Source organism: Nonomuraea sp. NPDC050786 (assembly GCF_040654115.1).
GTDB lineage: Bacteria > Actinomycetota > Actinomycetes > Streptosporangiales > Streptosporangiaceae > Nonomuraea.
Window position 1 is genome coordinate 88,432 of record NZ_JBFAHJ010000002.1, and the last position, 17,075, is coordinate 105,506.

The window sequence follows — 17,075 nt, forward strand, 5'->3', positions numbered from 1 at the left end:
AGTGCGCCGGGCGGGGCCTCATCGGCCCCGCCCGGTGTGCTGTTCAGCCGAGCCCGGCGCTCAGCGCGAGCATCCAGACCGGCACCAGACCGCGCTTGAGCAGCTTGAACGTGGGCATCGGGCTGCTGCTCACGGTCTCCTTGTACGTGACGGCCGCGCGTCCCTTCAGATACCACCTGCGCGGGCTGTCGTCCGGCCGGGTGAACTGGATGACCGCGTCGTTCCTGCCCAGGGAGACGGGCTGGTGCAGGTACCCGAACCTGAAGTCCCTGGGGCCGCGGCCGCGGAGGGTGGCGGCGAGCGCGTCGGCCGCGTGCAGGCCGGTGGGGATGCCGCCCTGGCAGGTGCCGTGCAGCACGCCGTACGGCTGGCTGACCGCGGCGGCGTCGCCCACGGCGTACACGTCGGGGTGGGAGACCGAACGCAGCGCCCGGTCCACCACGATCCGGCCGCGGGCGTCGACGGTCAGCCCGGACTCGGCGGCCACCGGCAGGCCCCTGGTGCCGGCGGTCCAGAGCGTCGCGTCGGAGTGGATCAGCTCGCCCCCGGCCAGTTCGACGCCGTCCGGCAGCACCTTGGTGATGTCCACGCCGGTGCGCACCTCGACGCCCAGCCGCCGCAGCGCCGCGTCGAGGTAGGCGCGGGCCCGCTCCCCCATCATGGAGCCGGGCCGGCCTCTCGTCAGCAGGACGACGTGCAGGTGGGGGTGGGCCTCGGCGATCTCCGTGGCCGACTCGACCCCGGTCAGCCCGCCGCCGGCCACGACGACCGTACCGGCCTTGAGCCGGCCCGCCTTGGGTGCCCCGGCGTCGAGGGTGCCGACGTGCTCGGCGAACCGTACGGTGCTCGCGTAGTCGTCATAGACGTAGGCGTGCTCGGCGACGCCGGGCACCGAGGCGTCGGTGACGGTGCCGAGCGCGTAGATCAGCTTGTCGTAGCCGAGGACGCGCCCGTCCTCCAGGCGCGCCTCACGTCGCTCCACGTCCAGCCCGGTCACGCGGCCCTGGACGAACTCGATGCCGGTGCCCGCGACCACCTCGCTCAGCAGGTGGTCGGCCACCCGCCGGCCGGCGGCCGTCTGGTGCAGCCTGAGGCGCTCGGTGAACCTCGGCGAGGCGTTCACCAGCCTCACCCGTCCGCCCGTGCGCCGGGTCCTGACGGCGACCCTGATGGCCGCCGCGACGCCGGTGTAGCCGCCACCAAGCACCAGAATGTCGGTCATTTCGGTTACCTCCTCGGTTCGTAGCCAAGGACGTAACGAGGAGGCCCGGATGTGACATCGGCCGGGCCGGTGGGTGGAACCGGCCCTAGGGAACCGGCCCTAGGGAACCTGCCAGCCGCGCTCGCGCAGCGCGTCGATGATCGTCGGGACCGCGTCAGGCTGCACCGACAGCTCGGCGATGCCCAGGGGCAGCCCGGGGGCGTGCTCCAGGCGCACGTCCTCGACGTTGACCCCGACCTCGTCGCACACCTGGAAGAGGCGGGCCAGCTGGCCGGGGCGGTCGCCGATGACGACCTGGACGACGGCGTAGGAGGAGGCCGGGCCGCCGTGCTTGCCGGGGATGCGGCCGTGGCCCGCGACGCCGCGCTTGAGCAGCTGGGTGATCTCCCCGGTGACGGTGCCGTCGCCCTCGGCCAGCGCGCGCAGGGCGCCGGCGGCCTCGGCGAGGTCGGCGGCGACGGCCTCGAGCACCTCGGCGACCGGGGCGGCGTTGCCGGACAGGATGCCGAGCCAGAGCCCGGGGTCGCTGCCCGCGATCCTGGTGACGTCGCGTACGCCCTGACCGGCCAGCCCGAGCGCGACGTCAGGGGCGTCGGCCAGCCGGGCGGCCACGGCGGAGGCGGCGACGTGGGGCGCGTGGGAGACGACCGCGACCGCGCGGTCGTGGTCGTGCGCGCTCACCTCGACGGCGTTGGCCCCGCACAGCTCGATCAGCCGCAGCACGGCCGCCCTCGCCTCGGCCCCGGACTCCTCGGTGGGGCAGAGCGCCCACGGCCGGCCCAGGAACAGGTCGGCCCTGGCCGCCCCCGGGCCCGACTTCTCGCGCCCCGCGAGGGGATGGGAGGCCACGTAGGAGGCCAGGTCGCAGCCGAGCTGCGCGGCCCGGTCGAGCGGCTCGACCTTCACGCTGGCGACGTCGGTGTAGAACCTGGCCGCGCCGATCCGCTGCAGCTCCAGCAGCTCGGTCGCCACGTGGGCGGGAGGCACGGCGATGACCGCCAGATCCACCTGCTCGGCAGGCTCCTCGCCGGCCTGCCACTCCTCACCGGCACCGAGCTCTCGCGCCAGCCGTACGGCGCCCTGGTCACGGTCGGCGAGCAGCACGCGTACGCCGCGCTTGCGCAGCGCCAGGGCCGCGGAAGTGCCGATGAGACCGGTGCCGACGACGAGCACGGTACGAAGTTCCATGTCGGTGTCCTGATTTATCCGGCTATTGGAGTTTTGACGCTCTCGTAGTGCGCTTTTCAGCTGTCTACTGCGCGATATCCTGCCGCAACGCCACCGCGCCACGCAGGTAAACGTGCTGGATCTCCGACCGCGGGCGGTCGGTCTCGACGTGGGCCATGAGGCGCACCACGCGGGGCAGCGCCCCCGGCACGGCGATCTCGGTGCAGCAGATCAGCGGCACCTCGTGAAATCCCAGCTTACGCGCCGCGAGCGCCGGGAACTCGGCCGTCAGGTCGGGCGTGGCCGTGAACAGCACACTGATCACGTCGTCCGTGGTCAGCTGGTTACGCTCCATGATCGCATTGACCAGCTCGGTCGTGCCCACGATGATCGAGTCGCGGTCGTCGGCGTCCACCTGGATCGCCCCACGGATCGCGCGCACCATGTGGTCGTCCCCTTCCATAGCGGGAGAGCCCGTGCGGAGGTTCGCACGGGCTCCTGCGTCCAGCCAGATTACAGCTTTACGGCCGCGTAAAGTTCGCCGACCTCTTTCAAGGTCAACGCCCGGACGGTCCCCGGCTTGGTACGGCCGAGCTTCACCGGGCCGAACTCGATCCTGGCCAGGTCGATCACCCGGTGCCCCGCCTCCTCCAGCATGCGTCGTACGACGTGCTTGCGGCCCTCGTGCAGGACGACCTCGACCAGCGCCTGCTGGCCGTGCTCCTGCACGATCGAGAAGTCGTCGGCCCTGGCGATGCCGTCCTCGAGCTCGATGCCCTGCTTGAGCCTGCGGCCCAGGTCGCGCGGGATCGGGCCCGGCACCTTGGCCCAGTACTTCTTCTGCACGCCGTAGCTGGGATGCGTCAGCCTGTTGGCCAGCTCGCCGTCGTTGGTGAGCAGCAGCAGGCCCTCGGTCTCGGTGTCGAGCCTGCCCACGTGGAACAGCCGCGGCGCCAGCTCCTCGACGTAGTCGGCCAGGCACGGGCGGCCCTGCGGGTCGTTCATGGTGGAGACGACGCCGATGGGCTTGTTCATGGCGTAGTAGACGAGGTCGGGGGCCGTGGGGATGCGCTTGCCGTCCACGTGGATGACCTGCGTCGCCGGATCGACCTTGGCGCCGAAGCGCCGCACGACCTGGCCGTTCACGGTGACCCTGCCCTCGCCGATCATCTCCTCGCACGCCCTGCGGCTGGCCACGCCCGCCTGGGCGAGCACCTTCTGCAGTCGCACCCCGCCGGGGACCTCGGTGGTGTCGCGCTCGTCGGTGTAGTCGTCGTCGTAGAAGGCGCGGTCGCGGAGGGGCTGGCGGGCGGCCTTCACACGATCGTGCTGAGGGCTGCCGCTTCCGATGGGCCGGGGGTCGCGCTGGGAGCCGCCGCCTGCTGTGGTGCGGCGGTCACGCTGGGGCCTGTCGCCTCCGATGGTCTGCACGTCGTCGCGCCGGGTCGTACGCGGGGTCCGCTCGGGACGGGCGTCGGCGTCGCGCTTGCCGTACCGGGAGCGCGTCGAGGCCGGGGCGGCGCCTTCCCTGCGCCCGCTCCGATCGGCCCGGAACCCGCCACGGTCCTCACCGCGCCCAGCACCGTAGCCACTACGCTCCTGGCTGCGCCCGGCACCGTAGCCGCCGCGTTCCTGGCCGCGTCCGGCACCGTAGCCGCCGCGTTCCTGGCCGCGTCCAGCACTGTAGCCACCGCCACGCTCGTCACGACGGCCGGCACCGTAGCCACCGCCGCGCTCCTCACGACGGCCGGCACCGTAACCGCCGCCACGCTCGTCGTCGCGGCGCTCGGTGCGGTATCCGGGCCGGTCGTCACCACGGGGCCGCTCGTAGCGGTCGCCCTCGTAGCGCTCCTCGCGCCCGTACCGGCCCTCACGGCTACCGGGACGGCCCTCACGGCCCCCGGATCGGGTCTCGCGACCGCCGGGACGGCCCTCACGGCCACCGGAACGGGTGTCACGACCGCCGGGACGGGTCTCACGGTCACCGGGGCGGCCCTCACGGCCACCGGGGCGGGTCTCGCGGTCGCCGTAACGGCTGCCACGGTCGTCGCGACGCGTCTCGCGGTCGTCGCGGCGGTAACGGTCGTCGCGCTCGCCGCGCGCGGGGCCCTGCTCACGGGCGCCGGACCCGTACCGGGCACGCGATCCGCTGCGGTCGGCGCGAAGGGAGTCACGGGATCCGCCGCGGAAGTCGTCACGCCGACTCCCACCGCGAGAGTCGCCACGTGCGTCGTTGGAACGAAAACCCGAACCGGAGTCGGAACGGAAGGCGGGACGCCCGCCACGGCCCTGGTCGGAGCCGCCGGTACGTCCACGACCGCGTCCATCACCGGACGGGGTGCTTCGCCTGTTGATCACTTTGTTGTCTCCTCGAGGTTCTCCACGTCGTCGGGGAGGAAGGGCGCGAGCTCGGGGAGCTCGCTGAGGTCCCGAAGTCCCAGACGTTCAAGGAAGTATGAGCTTGTCCGGTAGAGCATTGCCTGGCTCTCCGGGTCGGTGCCGGCCTCCTCGACCAGCCCTCTTGCGACGAGCGTCCGCATGACGCCGTCGCTGTTGACGCCGCGTACCGCGGCTACGCGAGCCCGGCTCACCGGTTGCCGGTAAGCCACGACCGCGAGTGTCTCAAGCGCGGCCTGAGTCAGCCGCGTCTGCTGGCCGTCGCGTACGAACCGCTCCACCAAGGGCGCACAGTCGGCCCGCGTGTAGAACCGCCAACCGCCCGCGACTTCTCGCAAGTCAAAACCCCGGCCGGCACCGGTGTATTCCGCCGCCAGCCCCCGCAGTGCCGCAGCGACCTCATGGGTGGGCCGCTCCAGCACCTGAGCCAGAGTCACCTCGGCGACGGGCTCGTCAACGACCAGCAGGATAGCCTCCAACGCCGCCTCCAGCGTCGGCCCACCCTCTTCCCGCCCGGAATCCTCCTCGCCGCTTTCCCGCGCCGAGTCCGGCCGGCTGCCTCCTTGCGCCGTCCGCTCTCCGGCCTCCGGGCCGCCCACGTCCTCGGACGCGAGCGTCGCGCCGAACTCCACTGCGCCGCCACCCGCCGACCCGACGCCCAAAGGATCCGCGCCTGGCGCAGCGTCCACCTGAGCCGTCACGTCACGCGCGCCGCCCGCTTGACCCGCCACCTCGGCTGCGCCTGCTTGAGCCGCCACTTCATCGGCGTCCAGAGCATCGGCCACCTGCGCGACGCCCGCTGCGTCATCGTCGGCAGCGGGTGTCGCCGCGTCGGAAGGGGCGGCGGTCGAAGGGGTGGGCGTCTCGTCGGAGGACGACAGGACGTCGTCCGATGGCGCATGATCCGACGGCATGTCAGGCGCCTCGTCGGAGAGCGCCGGGACGTCATCCTCAGGCGTCTCGTCTGCGGGCAGCCGGACGTCGTCCACAGGCGTCTCGTCTGCGGGCTGCGGGGCGTCGTCCGCAGACGTCTCGCCGTCCTCCACAGCCGGGGCGGACGGTTGGGCGAGGGAGCCCGGGAGGGTCATCCAGGCGGGCAGTGGCGGCTCGGAGTCCGGGGAGCGGCGGGGGGTGGGCAGTGGGTTGTCAGTCATTGCGTGCTTTCTCCGCGGGTTCCTCGTAATCGTCGCCCACCGCGACGTCGCCGTCGTCAGCGCCCGTCCAGGTGATGTGCAGATCCCCCAGGGGCTCGACCTGCTCGAACGTCACCGCCGACTCCCGGAAGAGCTCCAGCGCCGCCAGGAACCGGGCGATGACCTCGAAGGTGCCCTCGCAGTCGGCCACCAGCGCGCGGAAGGTGGCGCGCCGAAGCCGGCGCAGGTGCATGACCAGGATGGCGGCCTGCTCCTTGACGCTGGCCAGGGGCTGGTAGATGTGCCCGACGTTGACGGTGGGCGGCAGCTTGGGGGTGAAGGCCTTGGCGGCGATCCTGGCGAGCTGCTCCGGCCCGATGCCCAGGATGAGCTCGGGCAGCAGGTTGGCGAACTGCGGCTCCATCGGAGCCGTACGGGGGAAGCGCAGCGCCTCCTCCGCCATCCGCCCCGCGAAGAGCTTCGCCACCTCCTTGTACGCCTTGTACTGCAGCAACCGCGCGAACAGCAGGTCCCTGGCCTCCAGCAGCGCCAGGTCCTCCTCGTCCTCCACCTCGCCGGAGGGCAGCAGCCGGGCCGCCTTCAGGTCCAGCAGGGTAGCCGCGACCAGCAGGAAGTGGCTGGTCTGGTCGAGGTCCCACTCGGGCCCGCGCGAGCGGATGTAGGCGATGAACTCGTCCGTGACCTTGGAGAGCGAGACCTCGGTGATGTCCAGCTTGTGCTTGGCGATGAGCCCGAGCAGCAGATCGAAAGGGCCCTCGAAGACGTCCAGGTGGACCTGGAACCCTTGAGGAGTCTGCTCGGAGTCGGTCACCTGGCCATTGTGGCAGGCGCCGGCCAGCGCGACAGCACTTCGCGGGCCAGCTCACGGTAGGCGCTGGCGCCCAGCGAGGACGGGTCGAAGGTGGTGATGGGCTCGCCGGCGACCGTCGCGTCGGGGAAGCGGACCGTACGGTTGATCACCGTGTGGAACACCTTGTCGCCGAACGCCTCGACCACGCGGGCCAGCACCTCGCGCCCGTGCAGGGTGCGGGCGTCGTACATGGTGGCCAGCAGTCCCTCGATCTCGAGGTCCTCGTTGAGCCGCTCCTGGACCTTGGAGATCGTGTCCATGAGCAGCGCCACGCCGCGCAGCGCGAAGAACTCGCACTCCAGGGGCACCATCACGCCGTGGGCGCAGGTCAGCGCGTTGATCGTGAGCAGGCCCAGCGACGGCTGGCAGTCGATGAGGCAGACGTCGTAGTGCGGCAGCAGCGGCTTGATCACCCGGCCGAGCACCTGCTCGCGGGCGACCTCGGTGACGAGCTGGACCTCGGCGGCCGACAGGTCGATGTTGCTCGGCAGCAGGTCGAGCCCCTCGACGCCGGTCTCGAGGAGCACGTCCTCGGCGGTGACGCCCCGCTCCATCAGCAGGTTGTAGACGGTCAGGTCGAGCTGAAGCGGGTTGATGCCCAGGCCGACCGAGAGCGCGCCCTGCGGGTCGAAGTCGACCAGCAGCACCTTGAGTCCGTATTCGACGAGCGCGGCCCCCAGATTGATGGTCGTCGTGGTCTTGCCGACGCCACCCTTCTGGTTGACCATCGCGACCACGCGCGCCGGGCCGTGCACCGAGGGCGGCACCGGCTCGGGGAACACGGGTCGGGGCCGCTGCGTGGGCCCCAGGTTGACGCCGTTGGAAGGCGCGTTGGTCTTCGTGTCGCCCCAGGGGTTGTCGGGGGTCCCCGGGGTCGAACCCTTGGTCGTCACAGTCACCAGCTCGAACCTCCCTGACGATCCCGAACCGGACCGTCCGGACGGACACTATGGCGTCGGCACTTTATGCGGCAAGGCGGCACGCCGACGGTGCCGCACGTCGGAAACGACTATAGATCACTGCCGGGCACGCGGATGCGCGGCGGCATAGACCTCGCGGAGCTTGTCGACCGTGACCAGTGTGTAGACCTGTGTGGTCGTCACGGAGGCGTGGCCGAGCAGCTCCTGGACCACCCTAACGTCAGCGCCGCCGTCCAAAAGGTGGGTTGCGAAGGAATGGCGGAGAACGTGGGGACTTATCCGGGCGAGTCCGGCGCGTTCGGCGGCGGCCTGGAGCACCTCCCACGCTCCCTGCCTGGTCAGACGGCCTCCCCTGGCGTTCAGGAACACGGCGGGGGTGCCGCGCCCGTGCGCGAGCAGCCCCGGCCGGGCCCGTACGAGGTAGGCGTCGAGCGCGGAGCGGGCGTAGCGGCCCAACGGCACGACCCGGGTGCGGCCGCCCTTGCCACGCAGGCGTACCTGGTCGTCCTCGAGGTCGTCCACGGCCAGCCCGACGGCCTCGGAGATGCGGGCGCCGGTGCCGTACAGGACCTCGAGCAGCGCGCGGTTGCGCAGCGTGAGGGGCGCGCCGTCGGGGCCGGAGGCGGCGATGAGCCGCTCGACCTCGTCCACGGCGATGGCCTTGGGGAGCCTGCGGAGCTGGCGCGGCGGGCGTACCTCGTGGGCGGGGTCGTGGGCCGTGACACCTTCGCGCAGAGCGAAACGGTGCAGCCCGCGCACGGCGGAGACGGCGCGGGCGGCCGAGCTGGCGACGAGCGCGGGGTGCTCGCCGTCGCCCTCGCGCAAGGAGGCGAGGAAGGCCAGCACGTCGGCCTCCCCCACCTCATCCAGCTCCGCCCGGCCGCGCGCGTGCAGATGGGCGACGTATCGCCGCAGGTCACGACGGTAGGACGCGAGCGTGTTGGCAGCCAGGCCCCGCTCCACCGCCAGATGGGCGAGGTAGCTGGAGAGCACTGCCTCCACGCGCTGGTCCTTCCGTCACTCCTCAGGGGCGTCGGCGGGGCGCAACAGGGCGAACCCCTCAACCGAAGCCGCGTACGCGGCGAGGATACCGGCCACGGCCGGGGAATTGTGGATCATTCCCATGAGCGCCTTCTCCACCGCGTCCGCCAGCGGCACCCACTCGACCGGCATGTCGATCTCCTCGTGCCGGTGGACGAAGTCGGTCTCGACCTTGGTCAGGTCGCGGGCGAGGAAGACCCTGATCCGCTCGTCGCTCATGCCGGGCGAGCTACGCAGGTCGATCAGCGTGTGCCAGGTGTCGGCGCGGTAGCCCGCCTCCTCCTCGAGCTCGCGGGCGGCGCCGTCGACCAGCGACTCGCCTTCGACGTCGCGGATGCCGGCGGGCAGCTCCCACATCAGCATGCGGGTCGGGTGGCGGTACTGCCTGATCAGCAGCACCTGGTCCTGGTCGTCGAGCGCCAGCACGGCGACCGCGCCGGGATGCACCACGTAGTCGCGGTCGGCGACCTCGTCGCGGGGCATCTTCACCGTGTCCGTGACGACCTTGATGACGTAGCCCTGGAACCGCTCCTTGGAGTCGACGACGTCCCAGCTCTCGGGCGTGTCCTCAATCTTCACTTGGCCACCTTCGCCCCGACCCTGGCGTCCGCGTACTCCAGCGCGGCGGTGATGAGGCCCTTGAACATCGGGTTGGCCCGCGTGGGGCGCGAGCGGAACTCGGGGTGCGCCTGCGTGCCGATGAAGAACGGGTGGACGTCGGTGGGCAGCTCGGTGTACTCGACCAGCCGGCCGTCGGGCGACAGGCCGGAGAAGACCAGGCCGACCTTCTCGAGCTGCTCGCGGTAGGCGTTGTTGACCTCGTAGCGGTGGCGGTGGCGCTCGTCGGCCTTGGCCTTGCCGCCGTACAGCTGCCTGGCCAGGGTGCCCTCGCCGAGCTTGGCGGTGTAGCTGCCGAGCCGCATGGTGCCGCCCATGTCGCGCTCGCCGGCGACGACGTCCTCCTGGTCGGCCATGGTGGAGATGACCGGGTGCTTGGTGTCGGGGTCGAACTCGGCGGAGTTGGCGTCCTCGATGCCGGCCATGTTGCGGGCGGCCTCGATGACCATGCCCTGCATGCCGAGGCAGATGCCGAGCAGCGGGATCTTGCCCTCGCGGGCGTGGCGGATCGCGCCGATCTTGCCCTCGATGCCGCGTACGCCGAACCCGCCGGGGATCAGCACGCCGTCCACGCCGTCGAGCTCGCGCTCGGCGCCCTCGGGGGTCTCGCAGTCGTCGCTCTTGACCCACCGGATGTTGACGCGCGCGTCGTTGGCGAACCCGCCCGCCCGCAGGGCCTCGGTGACCGAGAGGTACGCGTCCGGCAGGTCGATGTACTTGCCGACCAGGGCGATCGTGACCTCCTTCGCCGGCCGGTGGACCCGGCGCAGGAGCTGCTCCCACTCCTTCCAGTCGACGTCACGGAACGGCAGGCCGAGCCGGCGCACCACGTACGCGTCGAGCCCTTCGGAGTGGAGGACCTTGGGGATGTCGTAGATCGAGGCCGCGTCCACGGCGGAGACGACGGCGTCCTCGTCCACGTCGCACATCAGGCTGATCTTGCGCTTGATCGCCGTCTGCACAGGCCGGTCGGAGCGCAGGACGATCGCGTCCGGCTGGATGCCGATGCTGCGCAGCGCGGCGACGCTGTGCTGCGTCGGCTTGGTCTTGAGCTCGCCCGAGGGGCCGATGTACGGCAGCAGCGACACGTGCAGGAAGAACACGTTGTCGCGGCCGACCTCGTGCCTGATCTGCCGGACGGCCTCCAGGAACGGCAGCGACTCGATGTCGCCGACCGTGCCCCCGACCTCGGTGATGACCACGTCGACCTCGGGACCGGCCATGCCCCTGATGCGGTCCTTGATCTCGTTCGTGATGTGCGGGATGACCTGGACGGTGTCGCCCAGGTATTCGCCCCGCCGCTCCTTGGCGATGACGTTGGAGTAGATCTGCCCGGTGGTCACGTTGGCCGAGCCGTGCAGATGGGTGTCGAGGAAGCGCTCGTAGTGGCCGACGTCGAGGTCGGTCTCCGCGCCGTCGTCGGTGACGAACACCTCGCCGTGCTGGAACGGGTTCATGGTCCCGGGGTCGACGTTCAGGTAGGGGTCGAGCTTCTGCATGGTGACCCTGAGACCGCGGGCCTTGAGCAGGCGACCGAGGCTGGATGCCGTGAGCCCCTTGCCGAGACTGGAGGCGACACCGCCGGTGACGAACAGATGCTTGGTTTGCGATGCGCTGCGCAAAGGGGCTCCCGTGGCTCGAGGTGTGGTCGAACTGTCCACGGGCTCTCAGGATATCAAACAACGCCCCCGACATGCCCGAACGGGTTGACCTAGCGGTAACTTTGGTCCCTATGTCATCAGTACGGCGGGCAGTGGGCACGCTGATTCACCGTGTCTACGGGGCGATCCGCCGCGCCGGCGCCATCTCTCCGTTGAGTCCCGCGGGCTACCGGTTCCGCCGGCTGGGCGACGGAGTCAGCATCGCGTTCCCCCCGGGCGCGATCTTCGGCGAGCAGTGGATCGAGATCGGCGACCACACGCTCATCGGCGAGCGGGTGTCGATCTCGTGCGGCATGATGCCGGGGGCGGACCTCGGGCCCGACGTGATCCTCCGCGTCGGTCGCGGCTGCTCGATCGGCCGCGGCTCGCACATCGTGGCCCACCAGTCGGTCGACATCGGAGACGACGTCTTCACCGGCCCGTACGTGTACATCACCGACCAGAACCACGTCTACGACGACCCTGACGTCCCGATCGGGCGCCAGTGGCCCCGCAACAGCCCGGTCTCGATCGGTTCCGGCTCGTGGCTGGGGGCCGGAGCGATCATCCTCCCGGGCACGACGCTGGGCCGCCAGTGCGTGGTGGCGGCCGGTGCGGTGGTCCGCGGCACGTTCCCTGACCACAGCGTGGTCGCCGGCGTCCCGGCCAGGCTGGTACGCGGCTACACCCCCGAACTCGGCTGGCACGCCCCACCCATCCCCCTCCCCCTGGACCGCCGCGCCACCGCCTCCTGACCCCGGGCACTCCAGCCGCGGCAGCGTGACCGGGTGAAGGGATGGACCGAACAAGCTTCTGCCGGATAGCGTCGAATCATGCGGACCGCCATCTGTGAGCGCCTGGGCATCGAGTTCCCGTTGTTCGCCTTCAGCCACTGCCGCGACGTGGTGGCCGCCGTCACCAACGCGGGCGGGTTCGGCGTGCTGGGCGCCATCGCGTACTCGCCTGAACAGCTCGACACCGAGCTGACCTGGATCGACGGGCAGGTGAACGGCCGGCCGTACGGCGTGGACGTGCTCGTGCCCGGCAAGCTGGACGCCTCCGCGCTCGACCGGCAGGCGCACCTCATGGACTTCGTCCCCGACCGCCACCGCGACTTCGTCACCCACCTGCTGTCCAAGTACGGCGTGAGCGCCCCCGTGCAGCCGCTGACGGCGGTGGCGGACGAGCTCGGCAGGCGGGTGACGGCGACCGGGGCGACGGGGTTGATCGACGTGGCGCTCAAGCACCCGATCGGGCTCATCGCCAGCGCCCTGGGCCCGCCTCCGCCCGAGATGGTGGCCAAGGCCAGGGAGGCAGGCGTGCTGGTGGCGGCGCTGGTCGGCACGGTCGAGCACGCCCGCAGGCAGGTGGCCGCGGGTGCGGACCTCATCGTGGCGCAGGGCACCGAGGCGGGCGGGCACACCGGCGAGGTCTCCACGATGGTGCTGGTGCCGCAGGTCGTGGACGCGGTGGCCCCGACCCCCGTGCTGGCGGCGGGCGGCATCGCGTCAGGCAGGCAGATGGCGGCGGCCATGGCGCTCGGCGCGCAGGGCGTGTGGTGCGGCTCGGTCTGGCTGACCACGGAGGAGGCCGAGACGAGCCCGGCGGTCAAGCGCAAGTTCCTGGCGGCCTCGTCGCTGGACACGGTCCGGTCCAGGTCCCGTACGGGCAAGCCGGCCCGCCAGCTCAGGTCCGCCTGGACGGAGGAGTGGGACTCCGGTCAGGAGAGCCCGGGGCCGCTGGGGATGCCGCTGCAGCTGCTGGTGGCCGAGGGTGCGATGGCCCGCATCGGGGCGGCGGCCGAGAAGGGCGAGCCGGGGGCGCTGGAGCTGGTCAACTACTTCGTGGGCCAGGTGGTGGGCCAGCTCGATCAGATCAGACCGGCCCGCGAGGTGGTCTACGACATGATCAGCGAGTTCGGGGAGGCGGTGGAGCGGCTCCAGCGCCTGTCCGGCTCCGAGTAGCCGCGAAGACGTACAGGTACGGGTGGTGCGGCCGCACCTCGCCGCCCGCCGCGGCCCTGGCCAGGGCGAGCGCGCCGGCCGCCGAGGATCCCCGCGGCGGCGCGAACCGGGCCCCGGGCAGCAGGGCCCGTACGGTGCTCTGGAACGGCTCCATCAGCAGGTCCGCGGCGTCGAAGAGCCGCCCGCCCCAGGAGAAGACCGGGTCGAGCCCGGTCGCGGCGGCCACGGCGGTCTGGCCGAGTTGCCGCCCGGCCTCAGCCCAGATGTCCCGCGCGACCGGGTCCCCCGCACGGGCCGCGTCGGCGACGGAGGGCGCGAACGACGCCAGGTGGTGCGCCGGCGAGGCCGACTCGTAGACGAGCGCCACCAGGTCCAGGGGGTGGCCGAAGCAGGCGGTCAGGCGTTCGAGCAGGGGCGTCGAGCCGCCGGCCCGGCCGTCGTGGGCGCGCAGGGCGGCCTGGAGGCCGTGCATCCCGATCCAGGCGCCGCCGCCGTGATCGCCGAGGAGGTGGCCCCATCCGTCGGACTGGTTCCAGACACCGTCCAGATCGGTGCCGAGGGTGATGACGCCGGTTCCGGCGGCGACGACCACCCCCGGCTGGAACCCGAGCGCGCCCACGTGCGTGGTCACCATGTCCCCCGCCACCACGAGCGCCCCGAGCCCGAACCGCTCGCCCAGCGCGCGCCAGAGCGTCTCCGGCTCCCTGACCAGCCCGGGCAGCCCGGTCACCCCGACGGCCATCCCGGCGAACCGCTCCGGGACCGCCGGGGCCGAGGGACGGGTCGTGCCCTCGACGACCGCCGGGGCCAAAAGCCGGGTCGCGTCCTCGACCACCGCCGGAGCCAGGGGACGGGTCGCGTCCTCGACGACCGCCGCGATCCGGGCGGCGAGCCGTTCGAGGTCCACCCGGCCCCCGTCCCTGGGCACCGGGGCCGCGTCCTCCCCGTACGCGCTCGTCCCTCCGCTCTCGATCCGGACCCTGATCCCCCCGCCGCCGACGTCCACGCCCGCGAAGCCGCCGCTCATCCGGCGTGCCCGCCGAGCGCGGCGACGGCGGCACGGACGCCCGGGTGCGCGGCCAGCGCGGCCCGCGCCTGGTCGGGCGGGCAGCCCGTGAGGAGGCGCACGAGCGCGTCGGGGATCCGGCCGCCGCACTCCTCCAAGGCGGCGCGGCAGGCCTCCTTGGAGAGGTCGGTCGCCTCCGCGAGCACGCTCACCGCCCGCTCGCGAAGCTTGGCGTTGGTGGCGACCAGCCCGACCATGAGATTCGAGTACGTCCGCCCGGCCTTGATCATGACAGCCGTCGAGAACGCGTTCAGCAGCACCTTGGTCGCCGTTCCGGCCTTGAGCCGCGTGGACCCGGTGAGCGCCTCGGGCCCGGTGTCCGCGACGACGAGAATGTCGGCCTGCTCGCACAGGGGCGCCAGGGGGTTGCAGGTGATCAGCACGGTGAGCGCGCCGGCGGCATGGGCGGCGCGCAGCGCGCCGGCCACGTAGGGGGTGGACCCGGACGCCGTGATGCCGACCGCCACGTCGTACTGGTCGAGGACCTGCGCGTCGGCGGCGCCGAGCTCCGCGGCGTCCTCCTGATCGACGGACGAGTCCGTGAGCGCGGCGGCCCCGCCCGCGAAGTGCGCGGTGAAGAGCCCGCGCTCCACCCCGAACGTCGGCGTGATCTCCGTGGCGTCCAGCACCGCGAGCCGTCCCGACGCGCCGGCGCCGAAGTAGTGCACGCCTCCGCCCCGGGTCAGCCGCAGGTGCGCCTCGTCGACGGCACGGGCGAGCGGACCGGTGGCGGCGCGGGCGGCCTCGACCGCCCTGGCGTCCTCGTCCAGCAGCAGCCGGAGGACCTCTCCTGACTCCAGCGTGTCGATGTCGGCGGTGCGCGGGTTGCGGCGCTCGGTCGGTGGTGCCCCCTGGGCCATCGTGCTCCTCATCGTTCGTCCGGCTGGAAGGCGCCCGCGTAGGCGGTGAACAGCCGGCGTGACTCCGCGGCCAGATCGCCGAGGTCACCCGGCGCCGGCGCCGTCCCCTCGCGCAGGAACGCCTCGGCGCGTTCGCGGAGCCCTTCCCGCAGCTCCGCTTCGGCGGCGTCGGGCGCGGCGAGCGCGCGGTCGAGGCCCTTCGCCCACAGCGCCCAGCGGTCGCGGTAGTAGCCGCCGACGAGCCCGCTCCAGTGCCGGCCGGCGTAGTCGTCGAGCAGCGGGCTGTCCGAGGTGCCCCACACCGTGATGATGCGGCGGGCGTTGTCGGCCAGGACGTCGCGGTCCGCGGCGTCGGCGGCCCACGACAGCGCCTTCGACTCCCAGTGCCGGAAGGTGTACTCGGGGCGGCAGGCCAGCATCCGGTCCAGGTCATCGAAGACCCGCAGGAACCGGTCGATGCCGGGCGCGCTCGCCGCTGCGAGCCGTACCGACTCCTCCACGGCGTCGAGGTGGCGGCGGTCGGCGACCCTGGCCATGAAGGCCACGCCCACCTCGACGAGATCGTGCCCCAGCGGACCGGCCAGCAGGGCGGGATCGTGCTCGGCCACCTCGATCAGGTGCTCCCACGCCCGCGCCAGCACGGCCGGCTCGTACCAGAGGGCGCGGGCGGCCTCGGCGCGGAGCTCGGCCACGCCGTCGGGGATCCGCGCGTACGAGGGATCGGCGGTGAGCACGCCCTTGAACTGGTCGGGGGCGATCCGCACGCCCCGGGCGGCGTAGACGGTGTCCAGGAGCCCGCGCCAGGCCGCCCGCAACTCGTCCGTCCACCGCTCCCCAATGCCGTAACGCCGGGTCACGAAGGAGTCGAGCCAGGCCTCCAGGTCGGGGACCCCGTTCCAGATCTGATCGGCGACGAGCTCGAAGAAGACGGGGTTGTTGCGGGTGGCCTCCATGGACAGGCCGAGGCCCGCGGGCGGGCTCGCCGCCGCCAGGGCCGCGTCGATCCCGGCCGGGACCCCGCGCAGGTCGGCGCCCGGGTCCGTGCGTCCGCCGAAGTTGAGCAGCGCGCACCACAGCCAGGGCTTCCCGGAGAACTCCCGGAAGCGGCCCCACAGCGGATCGTGCTCCGCCCACAGGTCCGCCACGATCATCCGGTCGTCCGGGATCGCGTCGAGGAAGGCGTTGACGCGCTCCTCGGTCCAGAAGTCCCGCTGGTAGGAGAACGGCCAGGCCTGCATGAGCCAGACGGCGTCCGGGTCGGCGGCCCGCAGGCCGGCCAGCGTCGCCGCCGCCACGGCGCCGGGGAAGGCCGGGTCGGCGTCGATGGGGATCATCTCGATGAACGGGTCGGCGGCGTACAGGTGGTCGGTGCCGAAGAGCTTGATCTGGGCGCGGGCGATCTCGGCGCCGATCCGCTCGTACAGCGGGTCGGCCGGGTCGAGGACCCAGGTCTCGAACCCCTGCCAGTGCCGGCGGCCGGCCCGCGCCGTCGCGGCGATCTCGTACGGGACGTGCCCGGTGAAGGCCGGCAGCACCGGGGTCATGCCGAAGGCGCGCTCGCGGTCGAGGACGCGCGCCCCGAGCTCGCGATGGCTCTCGATCCATGAGGCGGGCAGCGGGCCGGCGAAGCCGTCCAGGCAGCCCATGAACTGGAACGGCAGGTAGCCCGGCCCGCCCAGGAAGCCGCGGATCCGCTGGTCGTCGAGGCCGAGGAGGGAGTAGGCGGCGTGCAGCGCGGCCTCGTGCCCGGTGACCGCGAGCGGCATGGTGATGCCGTGCAGGGCCATCCAGTCGATCTCGCGTTCCCAGTCGGCCCAGTCCCAGTACGGCATCGTGTAGCTGAAGGTGCAGAAATTGAAGTAGTAGCCCTCGCGGACCCGCGCCGAGCCCTCGCGGAGCGGCGCGTCGGGCAGCGACGCCAGCCCCAGCGGCAGGACCGTGTCCCAGCCCACGGAGGCGCCGCAGCGGTCACGGAGATAGTGGTGGAGCGCGACCGAGGCGCTCACCCCGTCGGTCGCGGCGACGGTGAGCACGCCACGCGCCTCCTCGTAGGAGTATTCGCGCCCGTCGCCGTCGCGGGCGGCGAACCGTACCGACTCGGCCACGGGCCCCAGCACGCGGTGGGCCAGGCCGCGGACAGTGTCCTCCCAGAGCGGGCCGTCACCGAACGACATCG

Annotated in this window: 15 protein-coding genes; 2 read left to right on the forward strand and 13 right to left on the reverse strand. The window is 72.2% G+C overall.

What is annotated here, in order from left to right; genetic code table 11:
* Nucleotides 1–43: 43 nt before the first annotated feature.
* The 10 genes from AB0H84_RS04800 to AB0H84_RS04845 form a co-directional block, all read right to left on the reverse strand.
* Nucleotides 44–1,222, reverse strand: coding sequence for an FAD-dependent oxidoreductase (locus AB0H84_RS04800; protein WP_357598188.1), 1,179 nt, complete (start codon nt 1,220–1,222; stop codon nt 44–46).
* A gap of 99 nt (nt 1,223–1,321) precedes the next feature.
* Nucleotides 1,322–2,410, reverse strand: a complete 1,089-nt coding sequence (locus AB0H84_RS04805) for a prephenate dehydrogenase (RefSeq protein WP_357598191.1) — start codon at nt 2,408–2,410, stop codon at nt 1,322–1,324.
* 64 nt (nt 2,411–2,474) lie between these two features.
* Nucleotides 2,475–2,834 (reverse strand): chorismate mutase, encoded by a 360-nt coding sequence (gene aroH / locus AB0H84_RS04810; RefSeq protein WP_357598194.1) that lies wholly within the window; start codon nt 2,832–2,834, stop codon nt 2,475–2,477.
* A 68-nt stretch (nt 2,835–2,902) separates the two neighbouring features.
* The gene (locus AB0H84_RS04815; RefSeq protein WP_357598197.1) at nt 2,903–4,747 is read right to left on the reverse strand and encodes a pseudouridine synthase; all 1,845 of its coding nucleotides are present in this window, start codon (nt 4,745–4,747) and stop codon (nt 2,903–2,905) included.
* Nucleotides 4,744–5,277, reverse strand: coding sequence for an SMC-Scp complex subunit ScpB (gene scpB, locus AB0H84_RS04820; RefSeq protein ID WP_357599618.1), 534 nt, complete (start codon nt 5,275–5,277; stop codon nt 4,744–4,746). Before scpB ends, AB0H84_RS04815 begins: the two co-directional genes overlap by 4 nt.
* Before the next feature lie 655 nt (nt 5,278–5,932).
* Nucleotides 5,933–6,751 carry a segregation/condensation protein A gene (locus AB0H84_RS04825; protein WP_357598200.1) on the reverse strand — a complete coding sequence of 273 codons (819 nt, stop codon included), beginning with the start codon at nt 6,749–6,751 and terminating at the stop codon, nt 5,933–5,935.
* Nucleotides 6,748–7,689: a ParA family protein gene (locus AB0H84_RS04830; RefSeq protein ID WP_357598203.1), complete on the reverse strand. Its 942-nt coding sequence runs from the start codon at nt 7,687–7,689 to the stop codon at nt 6,748–6,750. The genes AB0H84_RS04825 and AB0H84_RS04830 overlap by 4 nt, the downstream gene beginning before the upstream one ends.
* A 117-nt stretch (nt 7,690–7,806) precedes the next feature.
* Nucleotides 7,807–8,712, reverse strand: coding sequence for a site-specific tyrosine recombinase XerD (locus AB0H84_RS04835; protein WP_344985029.1), 906 nt, complete (start codon nt 8,710–8,712; stop codon nt 7,807–7,809).
* A 15-nt stretch (nt 8,713–8,727) separates the two neighbouring features.
* Nucleotides 8,728–9,330 carry an NUDIX hydrolase gene (locus AB0H84_RS04840; protein WP_357598206.1) on the reverse strand — a complete coding sequence of 201 codons (603 nt, stop codon included), beginning with the start codon at nt 9,328–9,330 and terminating at the stop codon, nt 8,728–8,730.
* Nucleotides 9,327–10,991 carry a CTP synthase gene (locus AB0H84_RS04845; protein WP_357598208.1) on the reverse strand — a complete coding sequence of 555 codons (1,665 nt, stop codon included), beginning with the start codon at nt 10,989–10,991 and terminating at the stop codon, nt 9,327–9,329. The genes AB0H84_RS04840 and AB0H84_RS04845 overlap by 4 nt, the downstream gene beginning before the upstream one ends.
* Before the next feature lie 110 nt (nt 10,992–11,101).
* Here AB0H84_RS04845 and AB0H84_RS04850 point away from each other — a divergent pair, with 110 nt between their 5' ends.
* Both AB0H84_RS04850 and AB0H84_RS04855 read left to right on the forward strand, forming a co-directional pair.
* Nucleotides 11,102–11,764, forward strand: coding sequence for a DapH/DapD/GlmU-related protein (locus AB0H84_RS04850; protein WP_357598211.1), 663 nt, complete (start codon nt 11,102–11,104; stop codon nt 11,762–11,764).
* A gap of 78 nt (nt 11,765–11,842) precedes the next feature.
* Nucleotides 11,843–12,973: a nitronate monooxygenase family protein gene (locus AB0H84_RS04855; RefSeq protein ID WP_357598214.1), complete on the forward strand. Its 1,131-nt coding sequence runs from the start codon at nt 11,843–11,845 to the stop codon at nt 12,971–12,973.
* On the opposite strand, the gene AB0H84_RS04860 is transcribed toward AB0H84_RS04855, so the two are convergent.
* The 3 genes from AB0H84_RS04860 to AB0H84_RS04870 are packed head-to-tail and all read right to left on the reverse strand — an operon-like array spanning nt 12,918 to nt 17,073.
* On the reverse strand, nt 12,918–14,000 hold the full coding sequence (locus tag AB0H84_RS04860) for a BadF/BadG/BcrA/BcrD ATPase family protein (protein WP_357598216.1): 1,083 nt from the start codon (nt 13,998–14,000) through the stop codon (nt 12,918–12,920). The genes AB0H84_RS04855 and AB0H84_RS04860 overlap by 56 nt on opposite strands.
* Nucleotides 13,997–14,899 carry an N-acetylmuramic acid 6-phosphate etherase gene (locus AB0H84_RS04865; protein WP_357598219.1) on the reverse strand — a complete coding sequence of 301 codons (903 nt, stop codon included), beginning with the start codon at nt 14,897–14,899 and terminating at the stop codon, nt 13,997–13,999. The genes AB0H84_RS04860 and AB0H84_RS04865 overlap by 4 nt, the downstream gene beginning before the upstream one ends.
* A gap of 8 nt (nt 14,900–14,907) precedes the next feature.
* Entirely contained in the window at nt 14,908–17,073 is a 2,166-nt protein-coding gene (locus AB0H84_RS04870; protein WP_357598222.1) for an alpha-N-acetylglucosaminidase TIM-barrel domain-containing protein, read from the reverse strand.
* Nucleotides 17,074–17,075 lie beyond the last annotated feature (2 nt).

Excerpts from the sequence above, each read along its gene's own strand:
- AB0H84_RS04800 (WP_357598188.1), bottom strand. The coding sequence starts at position 1,222 with ATGACCGACATTCTGGTGCTTGGTGGCGGCTACACCGGCGTCGCGGCG.
- AB0H84_RS04805 (WP_357598191.1), bottom strand. The coding sequence starts at position 2,410 with ATGGAACTTCGTACCGTGCTCGTCGTCGGCACCGGTCTCATCGGCACT.
- aroH (WP_357598194.1), bottom strand. The coding sequence starts at position 2,834 with ATGGTGCGCGCGATCCGTGGGGCGATCCAGGTGGACGCCGACGACCGC.
- AB0H84_RS04850 (WP_357598211.1), top strand. The coding sequence starts at position 11,102 with ATGTCATCAGTACGGCGGGCAGTGGGCACGCTGATTCACCGTGTCTAC.
- AB0H84_RS04855 (WP_357598214.1), top strand. The coding sequence starts at position 11,843 with ATGCGGACCGCCATCTGTGAGCGCCTGGGCATCGAGTTCCCGTTGTTC.
- AB0H84_RS04860 (WP_357598216.1), bottom strand. The coding sequence starts at position 14,000 with ATGAGCGGCGGCTTCGCGGGCGTGGACGTCGGCGGCGGGGGGATCAGG.
- AB0H84_RS04865 (WP_357598219.1), bottom strand. The coding sequence starts at position 14,899 with ATGGCCCAGGGGGCACCACCGACCGAGCGCCGCAACCCGCGCACCGCC.
- AB0H84_RS04870 (WP_357598222.1), bottom strand. The coding sequence starts at position 17,073 with ATGTCGTTCGGTGACGGCCCGCTCTGGGAGGACACTGTCCGCGGCCTG.